20 protein-coding genes and 4 pseudogenes are annotated in these 17593 nt (G+C 70.5%); 14 read left to right on the top strand and 10 right to left on the bottom strand.

Annotated features, from left to right (window positions below):
- The 4 genes from J0670_RS09230 to J0670_RS09245 all read left to right on the top strand — a co-directional run.
- A partial coding sequence (locus J0670_RS09230; RefSeq protein ID WP_207810965.1) for a cupin domain-containing protein occupies positions 1–232 on the top strand: 232 nt, incomplete at its 5' end.
- Positions 229–1704, top strand: a complete 1476-nt coding sequence (locus J0670_RS09235; RefSeq protein WP_207810966.1) for an MFS transporter — start codon at positions 229–231, stop codon at positions 1702–1704. The genes J0670_RS09230 and J0670_RS09235, both read left to right, overlap by 4 nt.
- Before the next feature lie 28 nt (positions 1705–1732).
- A complete protein-coding gene (locus J0670_RS09240) occupies positions 1733–2413 on the top strand; it encodes an alpha/beta fold hydrolase (protein WP_207810967.1) in 681 nt (226 codons plus the stop codon).
- Positions 2414–2488: 75 nt separating this feature from the next.
- Complete coding sequence (locus J0670_RS09245; protein ID WP_207810981.1) at positions 2489–3097, top strand: DJ-1/PfpI family protein; 609 nt, start codon at positions 2489–2491, stop codon at positions 3095–3097.
- Positions 3098–3108: 11 nt separating this feature from the next.
- On the opposite strand, the pseudogene J0670_RS40520 reads toward J0670_RS09245, so the two are convergent.
- Positions 3109–3249, bottom strand: a pseudogene (locus J0670_RS40520) (FAD-dependent monooxygenase); the annotation flags it as partial.
- A gap of 283 nt (positions 3250–3532) precedes the next feature.
- Here J0670_RS40520 and J0670_RS09255 point away from each other — a divergent pair.
- Both J0670_RS09255 and J0670_RS09260 read left to right on the top strand, forming a co-directional pair.
- Positions 3533–3751: a hypothetical protein gene (locus J0670_RS09255; RefSeq protein ID WP_207810969.1), complete on the top strand. Its 219-nt coding sequence runs from the start codon at positions 3533–3535 to the stop codon at positions 3749–3751.
- A gap of 141 nt (positions 3752–3892) precedes the next feature.
- Positions 3893–4693 carry an SDR family NAD(P)-dependent oxidoreductase gene (locus tag J0670_RS09260; protein ID WP_207810970.1) on the top strand — a complete coding sequence of 267 codons (801 nt, stop codon included), beginning with the start codon at positions 3893–3895 and terminating at the stop codon, positions 4691–4693.
- Between the two features lie 51 nt (positions 4694–4744).
- Here J0670_RS09260 and J0670_RS09265 read toward each other — a convergent pair whose 3' ends face one another.
- Positions 4745–5371 (bottom strand): TetR/AcrR family transcriptional regulator, encoded by a 627-nt coding sequence (locus tag J0670_RS09265; RefSeq protein WP_207810971.1) that lies wholly within the window; start codon positions 5369–5371, stop codon positions 4745–4747.
- Positions 5372–5573: 202 nt separating this feature from the next.
- Here J0670_RS09265 and J0670_RS09270 point away from each other — a divergent pair, with 202 nt between their 5' ends.
- Entirely contained in the window at positions 5574–5972 is a 399-nt protein-coding gene (locus tag J0670_RS09270) for a VOC family protein (RefSeq protein WP_207810982.1), read from the top strand.
- 438 nt (positions 5973–6410) lie between these two features.
- Here J0670_RS09270 and J0670_RS09275 read toward each other — a convergent pair whose 3' ends face one another.
- Complete coding sequence (locus tag J0670_RS09275) at positions 6411–7055, bottom strand: TetR/AcrR family transcriptional regulator (RefSeq protein WP_207810972.1); 645 nt, start codon at positions 7053–7055, stop codon at positions 6411–6413.
- 110 nt (positions 7056–7165) lie between these two features.
- On the opposite strand from J0670_RS09275, the gene J0670_RS09280 reads away from it, so the two are divergent.
- Both J0670_RS09280 and J0670_RS09285 read left to right on the top strand, forming a co-directional pair.
- Positions 7166–8128, top strand: a complete 963-nt coding sequence (locus J0670_RS09280) for a zinc-binding dehydrogenase (protein ID WP_207810973.1) — start codon at positions 7166–7168, stop codon at positions 8126–8128.
- 464 nt (positions 8129–8592) lie between these two features.
- On the top strand, positions 8593–9297 hold the full coding sequence (locus J0670_RS09285; RefSeq protein WP_207810974.1) for a type 1 glutamine amidotransferase domain-containing protein: 705 nt from the start codon (positions 8593–8595) through the stop codon (positions 9295–9297).
- Between the two features lie 69 nt (positions 9298–9366).
- Here the strand turns inward: J0670_RS09285 and J0670_RS40525 are convergent.
- A pseudogene (locus J0670_RS40525) lies at positions 9367–9561 on the bottom strand (hypothetical protein); the annotation flags it as partial.
- Between J0670_RS40525 and J0670_RS09290 the strand changes: the two are divergent.
- Both J0670_RS09290 and J0670_RS09295 read left to right on the top strand, forming a co-directional pair.
- On the top strand, positions 9516–9644 hold the full coding sequence (locus tag J0670_RS09290; protein ID WP_374223079.1) for a hypothetical protein: 129 nt from the start codon (positions 9516–9518) through the stop codon (positions 9642–9644). The pseudogene J0670_RS40525 and the gene J0670_RS09290 overlap by 46 nt on opposite strands.
- A 235-nt stretch (positions 9645–9879) precedes the next feature.
- Complete coding sequence (locus tag J0670_RS09295) at positions 9880–10560, top strand: hypothetical protein (protein ID WP_207810975.1); 681 nt, start codon at positions 9880–9882, stop codon at positions 10558–10560.
- A gap of 380 nt (positions 10561–10940) precedes the next feature.
- Here J0670_RS09295 and J0670_RS09300 read toward each other — a convergent pair whose 3' ends face one another.
- The 3 genes from J0670_RS09300 to J0670_RS09310 form a co-directional block, all read right to left on the bottom strand.
- Positions 10941–11201 carry a hypothetical protein gene (locus J0670_RS09300; protein ID WP_207810976.1) on the bottom strand — a complete coding sequence of 87 codons (261 nt, stop codon included), beginning with the start codon at positions 11199–11201 and terminating at the stop codon, positions 10941–10943.
- A gap of 13 nt (positions 11202–11214) precedes the next feature.
- Positions 11215–11625, bottom strand: a complete 411-nt coding sequence (locus J0670_RS09305; RefSeq protein WP_207810977.1) for a VOC family protein — start codon at positions 11623–11625, stop codon at positions 11215–11217.
- A 997-nt stretch (positions 11626–12622) separates the two neighbouring features.
- Positions 12623–13033 (bottom strand): GNAT family N-acetyltransferase, encoded by a 411-nt coding sequence (locus J0670_RS09310; protein ID WP_307806453.1) that lies wholly within the window; start codon positions 13031–13033, stop codon positions 12623–12625.
- Between J0670_RS09310 and J0670_RS09315 the strand changes: the two are divergent.
- A pseudogene (locus J0670_RS09315) lies at positions 12972–13247 on the top strand (IS630 family transposase); the annotation flags it as partial. The gene J0670_RS09310 and the pseudogene J0670_RS09315 overlap by 62 nt on opposite strands.
- 48 nt (positions 13248–13295) lie before the next feature.
- Here J0670_RS09315 and J0670_RS09320 read toward each other — a convergent pair.
- Positions 13296–14528 carry an alpha/beta hydrolase gene (locus J0670_RS09320; protein ID WP_207810978.1) on the bottom strand — a complete coding sequence of 411 codons (1233 nt, stop codon included), beginning with the start codon at positions 14526–14528 and terminating at the stop codon, positions 13296–13298.
- Positions 14529–14631: 103 nt separating this feature from the next.
- Between J0670_RS09320 and J0670_RS09325 the strand changes: the two genes are divergently transcribed.
- Positions 14632–15591 carry a helix-turn-helix transcriptional regulator gene (locus tag J0670_RS09325; protein ID WP_207810979.1) on the top strand — a complete coding sequence of 320 codons (960 nt, stop codon included), beginning with the start codon at positions 14632–14634 and terminating at the stop codon, positions 15589–15591.
- A gap of 91 nt (positions 15592–15682) precedes the next feature.
- Here J0670_RS09325 and J0670_RS09330 read toward each other — a convergent pair.
- Positions 15683–16075, bottom strand: a pseudogene (locus J0670_RS09330) (transposase); the annotation flags it as partial.
- 30 nt (positions 16076–16105) lie between these two features.
- On the opposite strand from J0670_RS09330, the gene J0670_RS39855 reads away from it, so the two are divergent.
- Positions 16106–16234 carry a hypothetical protein gene (locus tag J0670_RS39855; RefSeq protein ID WP_279382970.1) on the top strand — a complete coding sequence of 43 codons (129 nt, stop codon included), beginning with the start codon at positions 16106–16108 and terminating at the stop codon, positions 16232–16234.
- A 246-nt stretch (positions 16235–16480) separates the two neighbouring features.
- On the opposite strand, the gene J0670_RS09335 is transcribed toward J0670_RS39855, so the two are convergent.
- Positions 16481–17485: an alpha/beta fold hydrolase gene (locus J0670_RS09335; protein ID WP_207810980.1), complete on the bottom strand. Its 1005-nt coding sequence runs from the start codon at positions 17483–17485 to the stop codon at positions 16481–16483.
- Positions 17486–17593: the final 108 nt, after the last annotated feature.

Consider the following 17593-nt stretch of genomic DNA (forward strand, 5'->3'; position numbering starts at 1 on the left):
GATCGTCGAGGGCCGGCTCCCGGCCGGCGCCGACATCGCCTACGACCTCGCCTGCCCGTCCGGCCTGGAGCACCACCTCTGGGTGTTCGAGGGGCGGCTGGAACTGACCCTGGACGGCGTGCCGCAGCTGCTCGGCCCCGGCGACTGCCTGCGGTACGGCTCCGCGACCAGCCGCTTCCGCAGCCTCGGCCCGGGCGAGGCCCACTACGCCCTGGTGGTGGTCGAGCCGTGAGCGCCACCACCGGCCCGATAGCCAAGGAGCGCTTCGACGCCGCCGGGCGCCGCGTCCTGTTGGTCTGCGTCGCGGGCGGCTTCACCACGCTGCTCGACCAGTCCGTGCTCAACACCTCCATCCCCGCCCTGCGCGAGACCCTGCACGCCCAGCCCGCCCACCTCCAGTGGATCGTCGCCGGGTACTCGCTCGCCTTCGGCCTGGCGCTGATCCCCGGCGGCCGGCTCGGCGACGTCAAGGGCCGCAAGTGGTTCTTCGTCACCGGCCTCGCCCTGTTCACCCTGGTCAGCCTCGTCTCCGCGACCGCCACCGACCCCACGGTGCTGATCGCCGCCCGACTCCTCCAGGGCACGGGCGCCGGCCTCGTCAACTCCCAGATGATCGGCACCCTCCAGGACGTCTTCGACGGCCAACTGCGCACCCGCGCCCTCGGCATGTACGCCGTCACCGGCAGCCTCGCCTTCGCCCTCGGCCCGCCGATCGGCGGCGCGGTGCTGGCGGCGGCCGGCCCCGAACTCGGCTGGCGGCTGACCTTCCTGCTCAACGTCCCGTTCGGCCTGGCCACCCTCGCCCTGGCCGTGCGTCACCTGCCCAAACCCCGCCCCAGGACCAGCCACGCCGACCTCGACCTGCTCGGCCTGCTGCTGGTCGCGGCCCTCACCCTCGCCCTGATGCTGCCCTTCGTCCAACCGCCCGGCTGGACCGGCTGGCTCGCCTTCGCGGCCGCCGCGCTGCTGCTGCTCGGCACGCTCACCTGGTGGCAGCGCCGCTACGCCCGGGCCGGCGGCCACCCGCTGATCCACCCGGCGCTCACCCGCTCCGCGCCGTACGCGCTCGGAACGGCCACCGCGATGGCCCAGTTCGGCTCCGCGCTCGCCGCCTCGCTCGTCCTCACCATGTTCCTCCAGGACGGCCTCGGCCTCTCCCCGATCGGTGCCGCCCTGGTCTCGCTGCCCTCCGCGGTGGCCATGGCCGTCGCCTCCGCGCTGGCCTGGCGGGTGGTGCAGCGCTTCGGCCGACGCACCGTCACCGTCGGGATGACCGGCTCCGCCCTGGCCATGCTCGCCAGCGGACTGCTCGCGCACTGGGCCCCCGCCGCCGTGGTGCCCTGGCTGCTCGCCCTGCTGCAGTTCCTCGGCGGCGCCTCCGTCGGGGTGATGAGCTCCACCAACCAGGCTTACGTGCTGCGCCACGCGCCCGCCGAGGCGGCCGGGGTCAGCGGGGCGATCCTCCAGATGGCCCAGCGGATCGCGGCGGCCGTCGCGGTCTCGGCGCTCTCCGGGGTGTACCTGCGGGAGACGGCCGGGGGCGGCGGCCACCGCTCCGCCTACCTGGCGGCGAGCACGGTCTGCGCGGCGGTGGCCGGACTCGCCGTGCTGGCCTCCGTCCTGGCCGGCCGGGCGTCGGCGCGGGAGCAGCGCGAGGCCGACCCGGTCGCGACGAGCAGCCGAGGGCGAACAGCCGTCCGGTGACACCCGTTCGGAACGTACGGTGGCGGGCATGACGAAGACCGTGGAACTGCCCCGGGTCACGCTCGCCTACCGGGAGAGCGGGCGGCCCGACGGCCCGCCGCTGGTGCTGCTGCACGCCCTCGGCGAGCGCGCCTCGGACTGGGACGTCGTCCTGCCCGACCTCGCCCCCGACCACCACGTGTACGCGCTCGACCTGCGCGGCCACGGCGACAGCGGACGCACCGCCGACTACGGCCTGGAGCCCATGCGGGACGACGTGCTGGACTTCCTCGACGCCCTCGGCCTGGCCCGGGTCGACCTGGTCGGCCACTCGATGGGCGGCGCCGTCGCCCAACTCCTGGCCCAGGCCGCGCCGGAGCGGGTCGACCGGCTGGTCCTGGAGGAGATCCCCGCGCTGTACCCGCGCCCGGCGAGCGTGCCGCCCGAGGGCGATGACGAGCCGGCCCACTTCGACTGGGCGATGGTCCGGGCCGTCAAGGCGCAGTTCGACGACCCCGACCCGTCCTGGCGCGAGGGGCTGGCCCGGATCCGCGCCCGGACCCTGGCGATCGCCGGCGGCGCCGCCAGCCCCGTCCCGCAGGTGCGGATCGCCGAACTCGCCCGGCGCATCCCGCACTGCCGCCTGGTCACCATCGAAGCCGGGCACCTGGTGCACAGCGCCCGGCCCCGCGAGTACGTCGCCGCCGTGGCGCCGTTCCTGAAACGCTGAGGGCCCGACCGGCCCGCTGCGCGACCAGTCATCTCACACTAGGGAAGATTCGACGCCGCACTTCAAGGAGTCATGATGCAGGTAGCCGTGGTCACCTTCGACGGGTTCAACGAGCTCGACAGTTTCATCGCCTCCGCGCTGATCAACCGGTGCCGCAAGGACGGTCTGGAGGCCTTCATCACCACGCCGACGCCGACGGTCACGTCGATGAACGGGATGGAGGTGACCGGTCAGCGCCCGATGGAGTTCGCGACCGAGGCCGACGTCGTGCTCATCGGCAGCGGGGTGAAGACCCGCGACGTGGTCGCCGACGACCGGCTGATCTCCATGCTGCCGCTCGACCCCTCACGCCAGCTGATCGGCTCGCAGTGCTCGGGCGCGCTGGTACTGGCGCGCCTCGGGCTGCTGGGCGCCATGCCGGCGTGCACGGATACGATGAGCCGCCCCTTCGTCGAGTCCTGCGGCGTCACCGTGCTGGACGCGCCGTTCCACGCCGAAGGGAACATCGCCACGGCGGGCGGATGCCTGGCGTCCCAGTACCTCGCCACGTGGGTCATCACTCGAACGCTCGGGGAGGACGCCGCGCGCCGCGTCATCGACTACGTGGCTCCGGTCGGCGAGAAGCCGGAAACCGTCGAGCGCGCCATGCGTGCCCTCCGGGCAGGCGAGGCCGCGCTGCGTTGATTCGCATCCGGGCCCGGAGAACCGGCCCCTGATCGCGGCCCGTACCGACGGCACGGGCCGCGGCAACCGTCACAGCCGACGAGGTAGCGCGAGCGCAGCCAGGCGCCGTCGGCGAGCTGGGCGGTCACCCCGTGGTGATCCTGGCCCAGCCCAGACCCGCAGGTATACCGCCGCGAGCAGCAGCGCGACCGGCACGGCGACGATCTCGGCCGCCCACGCGTGGGTGTAGACCGGCAGCATCGCGACCAGGCCCGCGCCGGCGACGGTCACCGAGCCGCCCAGGCTCAGCTCGCCCAGGTACGGTCGCCGATCGCCTACCGCACGGGAGTGCGCCTCGACCTCCACCCCGACGGCGAACTCGTCGCCCTCCAGCACCGCGTCCGAACCGCCGTCCACCAGGCCTTTGGCCCCGACTCCACCGACTACCCCCTCGGCGTGCTCCACATGACCGCCGCCTACGCGGCCGCCGTCACCGACACCGACGAGCTCGCCCAGGCCATCCACCGCCTCCGGCCTGGCCACGCCCCGTTCACCGTAAGCCGGATCATCGTTAACGAGGTCTACTGGCGCACCGCCCAGCTGCCCGGCCGCAACGACCTGCCCGGTCGGCAGATCTGCTGGGACACCATCGCCACCATCCCGCTCGATGAGTAGGGCATGGAAACGCCGACGGCACCGTGCCCGTCACCGGCCGATCCCCATAAGTCTACGAGTGTATACTTAGAGCTGTGGCCGGCCGCCGCTCGCACGAACAGGGCGCGAGGGCGACCCGGCCGACGGAAGGGACTCAGCACCATGAACCTCGATCTCACCGGCAAGCGCGCACTCGTCACCGGCTCCAGCGCAGGGCTCGGCGAGGCGACCGCCAGGATGCTGGCAGCCGAGGGCGCCGCCGTGGTGATCCACGGACGCGACAAGGACCGCGTGGAGGCCGTTGCGGCGGCGATCCGCGCAGCCGGCGGGACGGCCGACACCGCGCTGGGCGACCTGGCCACCGACGAAGGCGCCGCCGACGCCGCCCGGGCCGCCACCGCCGGCGGACCCGTCGACATCCTCGTCAACAACGCCGGTTTCTACCGGCACCTGTCGTGGGCGGACGCCACTCCCCAGGAGTGGAACGACACCTACAACGTCAACGTCGTCTCGGGGGTGCGGATGATCCAGCACCTGGTCCCGGCCATGCGCGAACGCGGCTGGGGCCGCGTGATCACCATCGGCGGCGGACTCGCCTCCCAGCCGATGAACACTCACCCCCAGTACAACGCGACCCTCGCCGCCCGGCACAACCTGGCGGTCTCCCTGGCCCGCGACCTCAAGGGCACCGGCGTCACCTCCAACGTGGTGTCCCCCGGCGCGATCCTCGTCGACAGCGTCAAGACCCTCGTCGCCCAGATCGGACCCGACCGCGGCTGGGGGCAGACCTGGGACGACATCCACCCCAACGCCGTCGAGGCGCTCATCCCCAACGACCAGAACCGCTTCGGCGAACCCGACGAGATCGCCGCGGCCGTCGCCTACCTGTGCGGGCCGCACGCACAGTACGTCAGCGGAGCGACGATCCGGGTGGACGGCGGCCTGATCCGCTCGGCCTTCTGAGCCAGCGACACCCCGGCGGACCCGGCACGGCGGCGACGGCGCATCCGCCCGCTACGCCTCGCCGCCCCCGTCCTCGGCGCTCCGGGGCTCGGCGCCACGAGCCTCCGCCCCGTCCGTGACCGGCTGGAGCATCGCGGCCAGCAACTCCGCCAGCCGGTCGTCGTCGGCGTCCGCCAGCGCGCCGACGCCGACGACCGTGCGCAGCAGCCACGTCCCCGCGGCCAGTGCCAGGCCCAACTGGGCGCGCAACTCGGCCTCCGGGCCGCCGATCAGTCCCGCCAGCCGGGCGCCGACGTGCGTCTCGATCCCCTGCCGGAGGATGGCGGCGGCCTCCGGGTCCGACGCGGAGCGGAGCATCAGCAGGAACGGGTCGAGGCGCTCGGCACCCGCACTCGTGCGCTCGGCGAGCGACCGGGCCATCGCCCCCGTCAGGCCACGGGATTCGGTGCCCACCACCGTCGGCGGCCCGAAGAGGCGATCCACCACCTCGGTGAACAGGCCCTGCTTCGATCCGAAGTAGCGGTTGATCATCATCGCCGTGACGCCCGCGCGCTCGGCGATCTGCCGTACCCCGGCCCGGTCGTACCCGTGCTCGGTGAACTCCACCCCCGCGGCCGCCAGGATCGCTTCGCGTGTCGCCGCCGCATCCCGCCGGCGAGGTGCCTGTCCACCAGTCATGGAACGAGCATACGACCCGCCATCTACGACCGTAGACAACCGGCCGACCCAGCGGGCGGCCGCACCCACGGCGAAGGGGCCGGTACGCGCGTACCGGCCCCTTGCGATGTCCCGCCGCGCCCGCGTCTTCGATTTTCAAGTCCGCGCAGCCGGCGGCGAAGAAGGCCCCGGCGGTGGCGGCGTGACCCGGCCGACCACCGGCATGCTGCACCACGTCGAGATCTGGGTGCCCGACCTCGACCGTGCCGTCGTCTCCTTCGGCTGGTTGCTGGAAGCCCTGGGCTACACGCTGTTCCAGAGCTGGAACGACGGCCGCAGCTGGCGGCTGGGGGAGACCTACCTGGTCTTCGAACAGTCCCGGGCGCTCACCGCGGACCGGCACGATCGATGCCGGCCCGGCCTGAACCACCTGGCGTTCCATATCCAAGACCATGACACGGTGGACACCTTGGTCTCCGAGGCGCCGCGGCACGGCTGGAGCCTGATGTTCCCCGACCGGCACCCGCACGCCGGCGGCAACCAGAGCTACGCCGCTTACCTGGAGAACACCGACGGCTTCGAGGTCGAGCTCGTCGCCATCAATCCATCCGAGACCGACTGACAACGATCGACCCGTCCACAGGTCTTGACGGCAACTCGACTTTACCGGGGGGATCGGCTGACGCCGCCCCCCCGGATCGCACTCTTGGCTGGGGTGACGTAACCAATCAACGATGTTGCGTTCTGGCCTCCGGGGTCGCCTATATCGAGCCGGAGCCGGCCGTCTTCGAGGCCGTGCTGGAAGGCCGGGCGCTGCAGCAACGGGCGCGGTTCCTGGACATGGAGCAGACGATCGCGCCGCGGCTGCGGCTGGTGCGGCGGTGAGCGGAGTTCGCCAACGAATATCCGTGGCAGTGAACGCCGTGACGCGTCGATGGTCACGGCCCGGGAACACCAAGCGCGGATGAGGGCCGCGGGGCCGGTTCCGACGGGAGTCCGCCTGCTCCCTGTCGGCTGTTGGCCGGCCTGGTGGGCAGGGACCACGGACCATGGTGACGGCTCACGGCGCGCCGGGTGAGTGTGCGGGCCGTAGGCGCGGCGCCGGCGGCAGCGGCGTGGGCACTCCCGCGTGGGGTGCGGCGCGGAATGCCTCGATGACGTAGGCGGCGAAGCGGCTGGAGGCCGCGAGCCGGGCAGGACCGGGAGCGTCGTGGAGGCCCCGGTGGGCCATGAGCATGAGGATCAGGTCGTCGACGACGAAGCCGGAGCGGAGCCGGCCGGTCTCCTGGGCGCGGCGGGCCAGTTCCGCAGCCGCACGGACGGCCTGCTCGCGGTCGGCGGCGAAGTCCACGGCCTGGGGGTAGGCGGCCATGAAGGCGTCGGCGAATCCCCCGCTGTGCGCGTGGAGTTCACAGATCCGCTCGATCAGGCTCCGGAATCCGTGCCACGGGTCCGGGTCCGCGAGGGCGTCGCGGACGGCGGCGCGGCAGGCCCGGCGCTGCTCGGCGAAGGTCTGGGCGATCAGTGCCTGCTTGGTCGGGAAGTGCCGGTACAGCGTGGCGTGGCCGACCTCCGCGTGCCGGGCGATGTCCCGCATGGGCGCGCCCAGGCCGATCTCGCCGAACACGGTGCGGGCTGCGGCCAGGATGCGGGCCCGGTTGTCGCGGGCGTCGGAGCGCACGGACTGAGGCAGGTGACTGGTCATCGTCTCTCGTTTCGGCCGGGCGGACGGGGTCGTCCGTTACGTTCCGATGGCGGTGCTGCCCCACGGTCGCAGTAGCCGTGTCCCTTCGTCCAACGGCCAGAGGAGCACAGATGAAAGCCGTCGTCATCGAGAGGTTCGGAGACCCTGGAGGTCTGGAGGTTGTCGACTTGCCCGTGCCGGTTCCCGCTCCGGGGCAAGTGCTGGTCGCCACGGAGGCGGCCGGGGTGGGCGGCGTGGACGCCGTGATCCGCCGGGGCGCGCTCGCCGCCTACGGCTTCCGGGCGGGCCATGTCCTGGGCAGTGAGGTCGCGGGACGTGTCAGCGCGGTGGGCGCCGGTGTGGATCGCGGGTGGATCGGGCGGCGCGTGTGGGCGTTCACCGGCCTGTCCGGCGGGTACGCCGAGCAGGCTGTCGCCTCGGTCGATGACGTCCTCGAACTGCCCGAGGGTCTGACCGGCGCCGAAGCGGTAGCGCTGGGCGGTTCCGGGGTGGTCGCCCATTTCGCCCTGGAGCGGGCCCGTTTCACAGTCGGGGAGGCAGTGCTCGTGCGCGGCGCGGCCGGCAGCATCGGGATCACGGCGGTCCAGCTCGCAGCCAGGGGCGACGCGGGCGTGGTGGCGGTCACCACCTCCTCGGCCGGGCGCGGCGAGCGTCTGAAGGACCTGGGAGCCACGCACGTCCTGAACCGCGCGGGCGAGGGCGGACCGGAGGCGCCGACTGGCTTCGACGTGGTCATCGACGTCGTAGGAGGCCCCCGACTTCCGCAGTTCCTGGACAGGTTGAACCCCAACGGGCGGTACGTGGCCGTCGGTGTGATCGGCGGGCAGCCGCCGGCGGACTTCGGCGTGCGGCTGATGGACTCCTTCCGCCGTTCGCTGTCGTTCGCCACCTTCAGCTCCGACACCGTGCCCGGTCCCGACCGGCAAGCGGTGCGGTCCTCCCAGTTCGCCGACGCCGCGCGCGGGGACCTGCGCACAGTGGTGCACGAGGTGCTGCCGCTGGACCAAGCGGCGGCGGCCCACCGCGAGATGGACGCGGGAGAGGTGTTCGGAAGGGTGGTGCTGGTGCCCTGAACCTGCGTCCCCGGCCTTGCTCGCGTCGCCCGGTTGCGGCGGGGCCCCTGGCGATGTGCTGCCGTGCGGCCTGTCGCCGGCCGGCCGCGTCACCACGGGTGTGCCTGTCCGGGCGGCGCCGTCGGCTGTCCTCGCAGTGGTGTACGAAGAAGTCCCAGCGCACGTCCGGGTCCTCACCGGCCCTTGCATGCAGCAGCGGAACATCGCAGTACGGGCACTTATGGAGGTCCCCGGACTCCAGCGGCATGCTGTTGACCGGAGCGTGCGAGATCGGCCGCCAGTGGTCCGCCGCCCGGTCCCGCCACTGGTCGCCATGATGTCAACACACTGCAATACGCGGGATCCGGCGACGGCGGATTCCGTGAAATTCCACTGCGTTGTGTATGCGGTTCGCGACTCTCGGCTTCGGTGGTGGAGATGCTGCCCAGGACCTACGGTTGAAGAGAATCACGGGAGGTCCTCCTATGGCTGCAGCCAAGAAAAAGATCCTGGTCGTTGTCACCAATGTCGATGAGTACCAAAAGGTCGGCATGAGGACTGGGCTCTGGCTCGGGGAGTTGACCCGTTTCTGGGACGTTGCCGAGCAGAACGGGTTCAGCATGGACATCGCAAGTCCGTCAGGCGGAAAGGTCCCCATCGACCCGGAGAGCCTGTCTCACGAGGTTCTAGCGCAGCTGGGCACCGCCGAGCGCTACGAGGACAGGAAGTTCATGGACCTCCTCGAGGACACCAAGAAGATCACCGAGGTGAACTTGGAGGACTACGACGCCATCTACCTCACCGGTGGCCATGGGGTCATGTTCGACTTCCCGCAGTCCCGGCAGCTGGAAGATCTGATGGCCAGGTTCTACGAGACCGGCCGTGTCGTGTCGACTGTGTGCCACGGCGCGACCGGGCTGCTGAATGTGACCTTGAGCAACGGGGAGGCCCTGGTCAAGGGCAAGAGGGTCACCGGGTTCTCCTGGCCGGAGGAGGAACTGGCAAACCGGGCGCAGGCGGTTCCGTACAACCTGCAGGAAGAGCTGAAGAAGCTCGGTGCCGACTACAGGACGGCCGCCAAGCCGTTTGAAACCTATGTCGTCGAGGACGGGCGACTGATCACCGGTCAGAACCCCGGTAGTGCCAAGGCTGTCGCGGAAGCCGTCGTCCGGCAGCTGGTTGCCGCATGACGTAGCGGTACCAGGCGCGGGCAGCGGCAGTCCGTCGTGGTTTCGGGAGCTGGCCGGTCCGCCCCCGGACGGCAGGCCGAACAGGGCGAGATCCTTATCGGTTGCTCGACGGCACCACTCGGCCGCCGCCGTCCGGGGGTCGTTGCCTGCCGGGGTCAGGGCGGGCGCACAGCACGGTGGCGGGGCGGGTCGAGAACGGGGTCGGGGCCTTCCTCGGCATCCCGTACGCGGAGGCGCCCGTCGGCACGCGACGGTACGCGCCACCGTCGAGCACGAGAAGCGCCAGACGTACCCAGAAGCCGTCACCCGAGCCCATGCCGACTTCGCGGCCCTCCAAGCAGAAGTGATCCCCCACCCTCGCCCGGCCCAAGTGTCCCAGACCGTCACTCGCGACCAGCGCGACCAACTACAGGCTCAAGAACGACCGTGAACTGGGGGCGTCATCGCTCCAAGATCACGCCATGGCCCTTTTGCACGCACCTTGGCTGAACCCCTCAGTGCACGGAATCCCCACGCGGGGATTCCGTGCACTGACGTAGTATCCGGTCCGCTTCCTTTCCCGGCTTCATGGAACGAGATGACGTGACCGAGACCGAGACCGACCAGTCCTCCGAAGGACTCAGCGGCCTGAAGGCGATCTGGGCGAACACCCAGCAGCCCGTGGCTCCGCTGCCCTGGTACCGCAGGGTGTCTCCCAAGCTCGCGGTGGCGGGGGTGGTGGTCGTGGGCCTGGCCACGGCGCTGGTGGTGGCCGCCATGACGGGCGCGGGCGCCCCGCCGCGGCACAGGATTGTGCTGGCGGACCGGGTCGGCGACCGGGTACGGCTCCCGGATGACGGGAACACCCAGGCCGTACGCGCCGACTACGAGGGGCGGATGACGGCCCTGAGGCCCTATCGGGAGCTGGCGGTGGCCGGCTACGGAGACGCCGGGACGACCAAGACCACGCTGACAGTGGTCGGGCTGGTCGGCAGCTTCCCGGAGCCGGGGCGGGAGTTGCGAAAGTACTTCGGGCGGATGGAAGGCGGTGACGTGATGCGCGAGACGGTGACCGAGCTGCAGGATTTCCCGGCTGGCCCGCTCGGCGGCGAGTTGCTGTGCGCGGTGCTGGTCTACCCGTCCGTCTCCGAGACCACCTGCGCCTGGGCGGACGGCAGTACGGTCGGTATCGTCACCGACACCACGGGTGAGGACGAGCCCGAGGAACTGGCGAAGCGCACACTGGACATCCGCGCCGCAGTCGAGGTCGAGGCCGAGGGCTGACCGACGCCGCCGAGGCACTGGACCGGGTCCTCGTCCTCACTGAACCGCAAGGTCGCGCGAACCATCTGCCCCCCCGGGCAGCCGCTTGCGTTCCTGGTGCTTGCGGGCGGGGAAGTTGATGGCTTCGTCGAAGCCGGTGCTGGGGGTTGAGACTGGTAGGCCCGCATGTTCAGGAGTCAGGATTTCCTCCTTCAACGCTGCCTACCGGCTGGACCGACTCGCCCGCGGATCGCGCCGACACTCGTGTCCTGTCGCAGTGCAGGTGACAGATCGTGGGCCGCTGACCTGCTGGGTTGCCATGTCGTTTGAGAACGCCGCAGGCCGGCGTTCTCAAACGACATGGCTTTCACGGAAGCGCGCCGGTGGCGGGCAAGGGCAGCTCAGCCGTCTCGCTCTTCGGCAAGGCCGTCCGTGGCCGTCCGGAGACGGTGCCGGGCCGCTTCCAGACGTTCGGCGTAGTCGGCGGCGAAGATTCCAGGGAGCGCTTTGTCCAGTATCCCCGCGATCTTGTGGATCGGGGCCCGGGCGGCCGGATCATCGACCAGGTGGCTGAGACCTGTCGTCTGTACTCGCTCCAGCCAGTCCGAGAGGACCAGAGCCTCGTCGGGGGTGAGCTTGATCGTGATGTCGCTCTTCTCCATGACCGGAGGCCAATTAGTCGCGCTTGGGCCAGATCGGGCCCTGGTCGGTCCAGATGACGCCCTTGTTGCGGCACAGGCAGAAGGGGTGGCCGATCGGGTCGGTGTAGACCTGCCAGCCGTAGCCATTGGGGCCGATGAAGTCCTGCCTTAGCGCCGCGCCGAGCTCGAGCACGCGGCGCTGCTCGGACTTGATCTCGTCCACTTCGAAGTCGAGGTGGAACTGCTTGGGGTGCTCGCTGTCGGGCCACTGCGGAGCGCGATAGTCGTCCACCCGGATGAATGCCAGTTCGATCTCGCCGAACTGGATGCCAGCCCAGTTCTCGGAGCTGCCTTCCTTGACCGGACGGCCCGTCACCTCGGAGTAGAAAGTCGCCAGCTTCATCGTGTCCGGGCAGTCGATGATGAAATCGGTGAGTCGCAGCATCCCGCGATCTTGTCACAAGCTCACACCCGACTTCGAGACAGGCCCGTCGCGATCTTGATAGAGGCAGAACCTGGGATAGAGGGGGTCCTGGGTTCCGAGGGTGGTGTAGATCCGCGCGAATCGTCGGCTCAGCTCGGCGACGGCAACCACTGGGGTGATTCGCCTTCCGACAGCCCGAACCACAACGATCGGAACCCGCAGTTAGCCAACCGTCCTGACCTCCGTCCAGCAGTGAATGCGATGATCGTCGGAATGGCCGGGAACGGCGAATGCGAGGAACTGACAGCCGTGAGGAGGGGGCGCGCGAATCTGACAAGAGAGTGGTGATCTTGGCAATTGTCTAAAACAAGCGTGACACGGGCGGAGATCTTCTTCGAGAAGACCCGGCTCGACGACGGAATCCAGCTGCGAGTCCAGGCGTGCCACAGTCAGGCGGACTCCATGTCCCACAGCGGTCGACCGAACCAGCGACCTGCTGATCCCCGAGCCGGAGAAGGTCTCCCGTCCCGGGCAGCAGGAGACCGGGCAAGCCGCCGTCGTGGCGGCGGGACCGGCGGTGGTGCCCCGCCGCCGCGATGGGCGCTCGCTGCCACCGATGTGATGGCCTACGTCCTGCCGGCGGGCAGGTGCAAGCCGCCCGCCGGCTGCCCGGACTGCTTCGACTGGGGCGTGCTACCAGGCCGCACCTGCGTTGCGTGCGCGAGCTTCCGCCGTACCGAGGAGCCGGCCGAGTGCGGTGGATGCCGGCGACTCGTGCGGTTGAAGGAGGGCTACTGCCGTCTGTGCTGGCATCAAGCGAGCCAGGATGCCAAAGGCCAAGTCACCGTGCTGCAGCCATATTTGGAGAAGGTCCGGCATCATCAGAGGACGTTCTGAGCTGCTTCGCCCGATTCGACTGTTGGCCCGGGTCAGGAGGGCTGGTGGGCCGGGGAGTCCGGGTGGGGCCGCATCAGTAGCAGGTCCTCGCCCCAGGCGACGAACGCCACGAAATCCAGCGTCACGCCAGGTCCTTGCGCATCAGCGTGCACATCGTCTCGTACCGCTGGAGCGAGCCGTCCTCGGCCTCCACGTCCCAGAAGTCGAGCTCGCGGCCGAAGGCCCGGTAGCCCAGGCGTTCGTAGAGGGCGCGGGCGCGCGGGTTGCTCTCCTCGACGCCGAGTTCGGCGCGGGTAAGGCCCCGGGCGCCGATCCGCTGCTCGGCAGAGCGGATCAGCAGCGTGCCGATCCCGCAGGACTGCAGGGCCGGGTGGACGCCGAGTTGCCAGAGCATGCCGGCGCCGGGCTTGACCGTGTAGTCGATGCCACCGACCGCCACCGGGAGCCCGACCGGCGTGCACACCGCCAGGGCGAAGAACAACAACGTCCACCTGTGCTTCACCCCGGCCAACGCATCCTGGGCGAACCCGATCGAGGCTCACTTCGGACTGCTGCGGCAGTTCACGCTCGCCGGCTCGAACCACCCGAACCACCCGGTCCAGACCCGGGAGTTGCGCCGCTACCTGCGCTGGCGCAATGCCAACGCCCGCCACCCCGACGTCTTGGTCGCCCAGCGCCGGGAACGCGCCCGTATCCGCAGCGAGAAAGGTATCCGCTGGGGAGGCCGGCCAGCCCTCGCCGCGTGATCGAGCAAACTGGTGAACCTATGCGGTCATAGGCCGTTTGCTTTCAGATCAGTGGCCGGCCAGGTGTCGTGCGAAGAACCTGCGGATGGTGTGGCGGATCTTGGGGACCGATGCGGTTGGGTTGGCGGTGCCGATCAGCATGTTCCTCTCCGCGGCCGTCATCAACCCGGCGGCCTGGAGCTGGGGGAGCATCGCAGCGTAGTCGGTGAAGATCCAGTGGTTGGCGTCAGCGACGCGCGCGCTGCGGACCCATCGACCGGAGAGCGCGGCCAAGGCCAACCAGGAGCGGTCCAGTTCCTGCCGTCGGTTGAACCCCTCGCTGCCAAGCAGGAGCAGTGGCCGGTCCATCCCGTTTGCCGCGACTGGGAACGGTTCGGCGGCGGCGCCGGGCGCGGAGGGCGGGTAGTCCAGGTAGCCCTCCAGGTTGATCCCGGCACGCACCCGTCGGTCCTCGTACATCACCTCGGTCACGGCGCTCCCGCCGGCGGAGTGCCCGTACACGCCGAGGCGGCGCAGGTCGAGCGTCTTGGCGAGGCCGTGTGGCAGCGGCAGGTCGGCCGCGCGCCCGAGCCGGTCGAGGACGCAGTGCAGGTCGGCGATCCGCGCGTCGGTCATCGTGCGGGCTACGGCCGGCTGGTCCCGCGGGTCGCCGCGGAAGACGGTCGTCCGCACGGTGTCCTTCCGGTACGGCTGGGCATCCGGGAACTCGACCGCTGCGGCGTCGCCGGGGTGGTCGACCGAAAAGACGACGGCGCCGCGACTGGCCAGGTCTTCGGCCAGGGATGTCCCCAGGCCGCGCGGGTCGCCGCCGCCGGGGCTGTGCACCAGCACCGGCCATCGGCCCGGCAGCGGCGACGCGCCCTCGAACGCGTGGGACCGGGTAGCACCCCAGTTCACGCCCGCGGCGGGCAGGTGGAGCGGCGTGCGCGGAACGATCCGTCCGAACCAGGTCGCGGCCTGCGGCGGCATCTGTGGAGCCGGGGCGAGGCCGGTGACGTCGCGGGCCGGGTAGTAGACCGTCAGCATGAGCTCCCTCACGGGGATCGCGGGGTCCCATGGGTCGCGGCGGGAGTCGTCGACGAGGTGCACCGGCTGGCACCCCACGGGGTGGCGGCCGGTGGGCGCGGGCAGGGTGAGTACGGCATCGCCCGAGACTGGGCCCGTGGCGGTGGCCCGGGGGTCGGCGTAGGCGCGGTGGGCGGGGCCGAGCAACAGAGCGGCGGAGCCCAGCAGTGCGGACCTGGTGACGGTGCGTCGGCTGATTGGGAAGTCGTGAGTCATGTCCTGCATGCTGTCCCGCTCGGCCCGGCGTTGGCGATCGTTTAGGTTTGGGGCTCAAGGATGGCGCCCGGACCACTGTTGGGGCCGACATGCAGGGGGAGCCGTGCTCCGGATCCACTTCACGCCGGACGACTTCGCCCGGGTCAGCCTCGCGCCTCGGCCGGCGCCGCTCCAGGAGCTCAACGTGGCGCTGACGATGATGTGCCGCCGGGATGGCGAGCTTCTCCACGGCTCATGGCGGCGCAGGGCGTTGCGCGCTCTGCCGAAGACGGCCCTCCCGCTCGCGGACCTCGTCCCGGCAGGGCGGGCGCCGAGCTTCCTGGATGTGCTGGCGGACTCCCTCCCGGACGCCCTGGAACAGGTCCGCTCGGCCTCGGCCGAGCTGGTCAGTGCCGAACTGGAACGGGTCTACGCACCCGCGCGCACGCCTGCCCCGGCGTGGATCCACGAACTGCACCGGGGTTCCCCCGAGGCATGGCGCTTGATCCATCGTGCGCAGCATGCCGCGTTCGAGGTACTGCTCGGCCCGGTCTGGGCGCAGGTGCAGGACCTGCACCACGCCGAGTTCGTGCGTCGGGCCGTGCAACTTGCCGAAGGTGGCGTCGGCTCGGTGCTGGCCGGGCTGCTGCCTGGCGCCCGTCTGCACGGAGGTGTTTGGGAGCTCCCGGGCAGGCCGCGGGAGGTCCACCTCGGCGGGCGCGGGCTGCTTCTTCTGCCCAGCTTCCACTGGACCGGGGGTCCGCTGTTGTCCGACCTCCCCGACCGCCCGGTTGCTCTCACGTACGCGGCCGGTGCCGGCTTTCTGCCGCAGCCCGATGGATCCGCCGGTCCGGAGGCGCTGGTCAAGGTGATTGGGAACACTCGCATCGAGCTGCTGCACCTGCTGGCCGAGGAGCGCACCACGACCGAGCTCGCCCGACGGCTCTGCGTCAGCGCCGCCACAGTCTCGGCTCACACCGCAGCTCTTCGCGGTGCCGGACTGATTTCCACTTCGCGTGCTGGCAAGGCGGTCCTGCACCGGCGCACCACGCTCGGCAGTCTGTTGCTACGGCAGGATGCCTAGGGTTGGCCGCAAGCCGCAACCGGATCTCCGGTTCAGGCGCCGCCAGCGCCAACGCGGTGAACGTATGCGGTCACAGCACCAGTGTGATGCGTCAGAGGTTCTGAGGCTTAGTTAGTTCGGTTTTCCTGTCGGGGGTGATCCTGGCGAGATAGTCGGCGAGGGAGTTCAGGATCTCGTCGGCGGTCTTGGTCCAGGTGAAGGGTCGCGGGTTCGCGTTCCACGTCTCGATCCAGTCGCGGATGTCGTTCTCAAGGGCCTGGACGGAGGTGTGGACACCGCGGCGGATGAGTTTGTCGGTCAGCAGGCCGAACCAGCGCTCTACCTGATTGATCCAGGAGGAGCCTGTCGGCGTGAAGTGGACGTGGAAGCGGGGGTGCCGGGTGAGCCACTGCTGGACCTCGGGGGTCTTGTGGGTGACGTAGTTGTCGCAGACCAGGTGCACGTCGAGGTCGTCGGGTACGGCTTTGTCTATCTTGACCAGGAAGCCCGCTGACGTTTGAGTCCCACCGCCCGCATGATCTTCTACCGCCTCGGCGAACTCGACCTGGCCACCGCACCCGGCAGCGACCCGCCCCAGGTGCTCCACATCACCCGGGGCGTGCAACCGCACTTCCGCGACCTGCTGGGTGTCAGCCTGACCTAACCAGCGCGAACCCGACAGACGTCACTCAGACCAGTGACGTGCGGAGGATGGCGGGTAGACCGGGACGACGACCCGACAGGCCGGGGCTGAGGGAGTCGACACTGGCGTATGTTCGGGACCAATCGCTCCGCTGCTGCGCAAGAACGGCTGAACTCTGGCGCGTTGGCTGGTCGCCGACCGCCGCCGTCAGCCGCGGGCGAGCAAGGTCCGCGGCTGACGGCGGCGGCGGTGGAGGCCACGGCGCGCTCAGCGGCACAGCCGTGCGACGAGCTCCAGCTCGTTCGCCAGGAGCCTCGGGTCACGCGGGCCGGCGTGCGGCGCGCTCAGCGACCGCACCCGGAAGCGGTTGTGCGGTGTGGCGTCGTCCGCCTCACGGATCATGAGGTCCTGGAGCGGCAGCGGGATGATGCGGTCCTGGGTGTAGCGCACGAACGTACGCGGCACCCGGCCCCACTTCTCCGGCAGCCCGCGGGCGTCCTCGCTCGCGCCGACCGCCGCCGACTCGTCCGGCTCCAGGATGTTCATCAGCGCCCGGACCTCGGCGTCCGGGCGGTCGGCGGAGATCGCCTCCTTGACGGTCGCGAAGAACGCGGGGTCGCCCGAGCGCCAGTTGACCCGGAGAACGCCCAGCTCCGGCGGCGTCCGGACCCCGGGGATCTTGAAACTTGAGCTGGTGGCCGCCTCGGGGGTCATCATCAGCCGCAGCACGGAGGGGTGCCCGGTCGGGCAGAACGCGGAGGTGTACACCAGGTGCGCGACCAGCTCGGGCACGTGGTTGGCGACCGCGTTGAGGGTCGCACCGCCAAGGCTCTCGCCGACCAGCACCACCGGGCCGTCGCGGCGCACCCGCCGCACCACGTCGATGACGTGCGCGGCGCAGTCGCCCAGCGTCACCTTGGCTATCGGGGACGGCTCGGTGCGCAGCCGGTCGAGGTCCTGCGGGCTCTGGTAGGACTCGGGGAGGTACGCGCCGAGCCCGTGTCCGGGCAGGTCGACCGCGATCGCACGGTGTCCGCGCAGGCCCAGCTCGCGCAACAAGGGTTGCCAGAAGAAGGAGTTGCTGCCCGAACCGTGGACGAGGACGAAGGTGGGCGCGCCGCGCCCGGGCCCGTCGGCGTGCGCGACGGAGGCGGACGCTCCCAGCGCGGTGACCGCCCCCGCCCCGGCCACGGCCGCCTTCAGCGCACTGCGCCGCGACGTCCCACCGGCCTTCGCGTTGCCATTCTTGGCACTGTGCCGTTCCTTGGCCATCAACGGTTCCTCCTTGAGTGTTGAGTGAAGCTCTTAACTCTGATCGAACGTCACAAGAGCTGCGATCGTAGTGGCCAGGGCCCTCAGTGTTTCCTCGGCCCACTCGCT

Source organism: Streptomyces sp. FH025, assembly GCF_017427025.1.
Taxonomy (GTDB): Bacteria; Actinomycetota; Actinomycetes; order Streptomycetales; family Streptomycetaceae; genus Kitasatospora.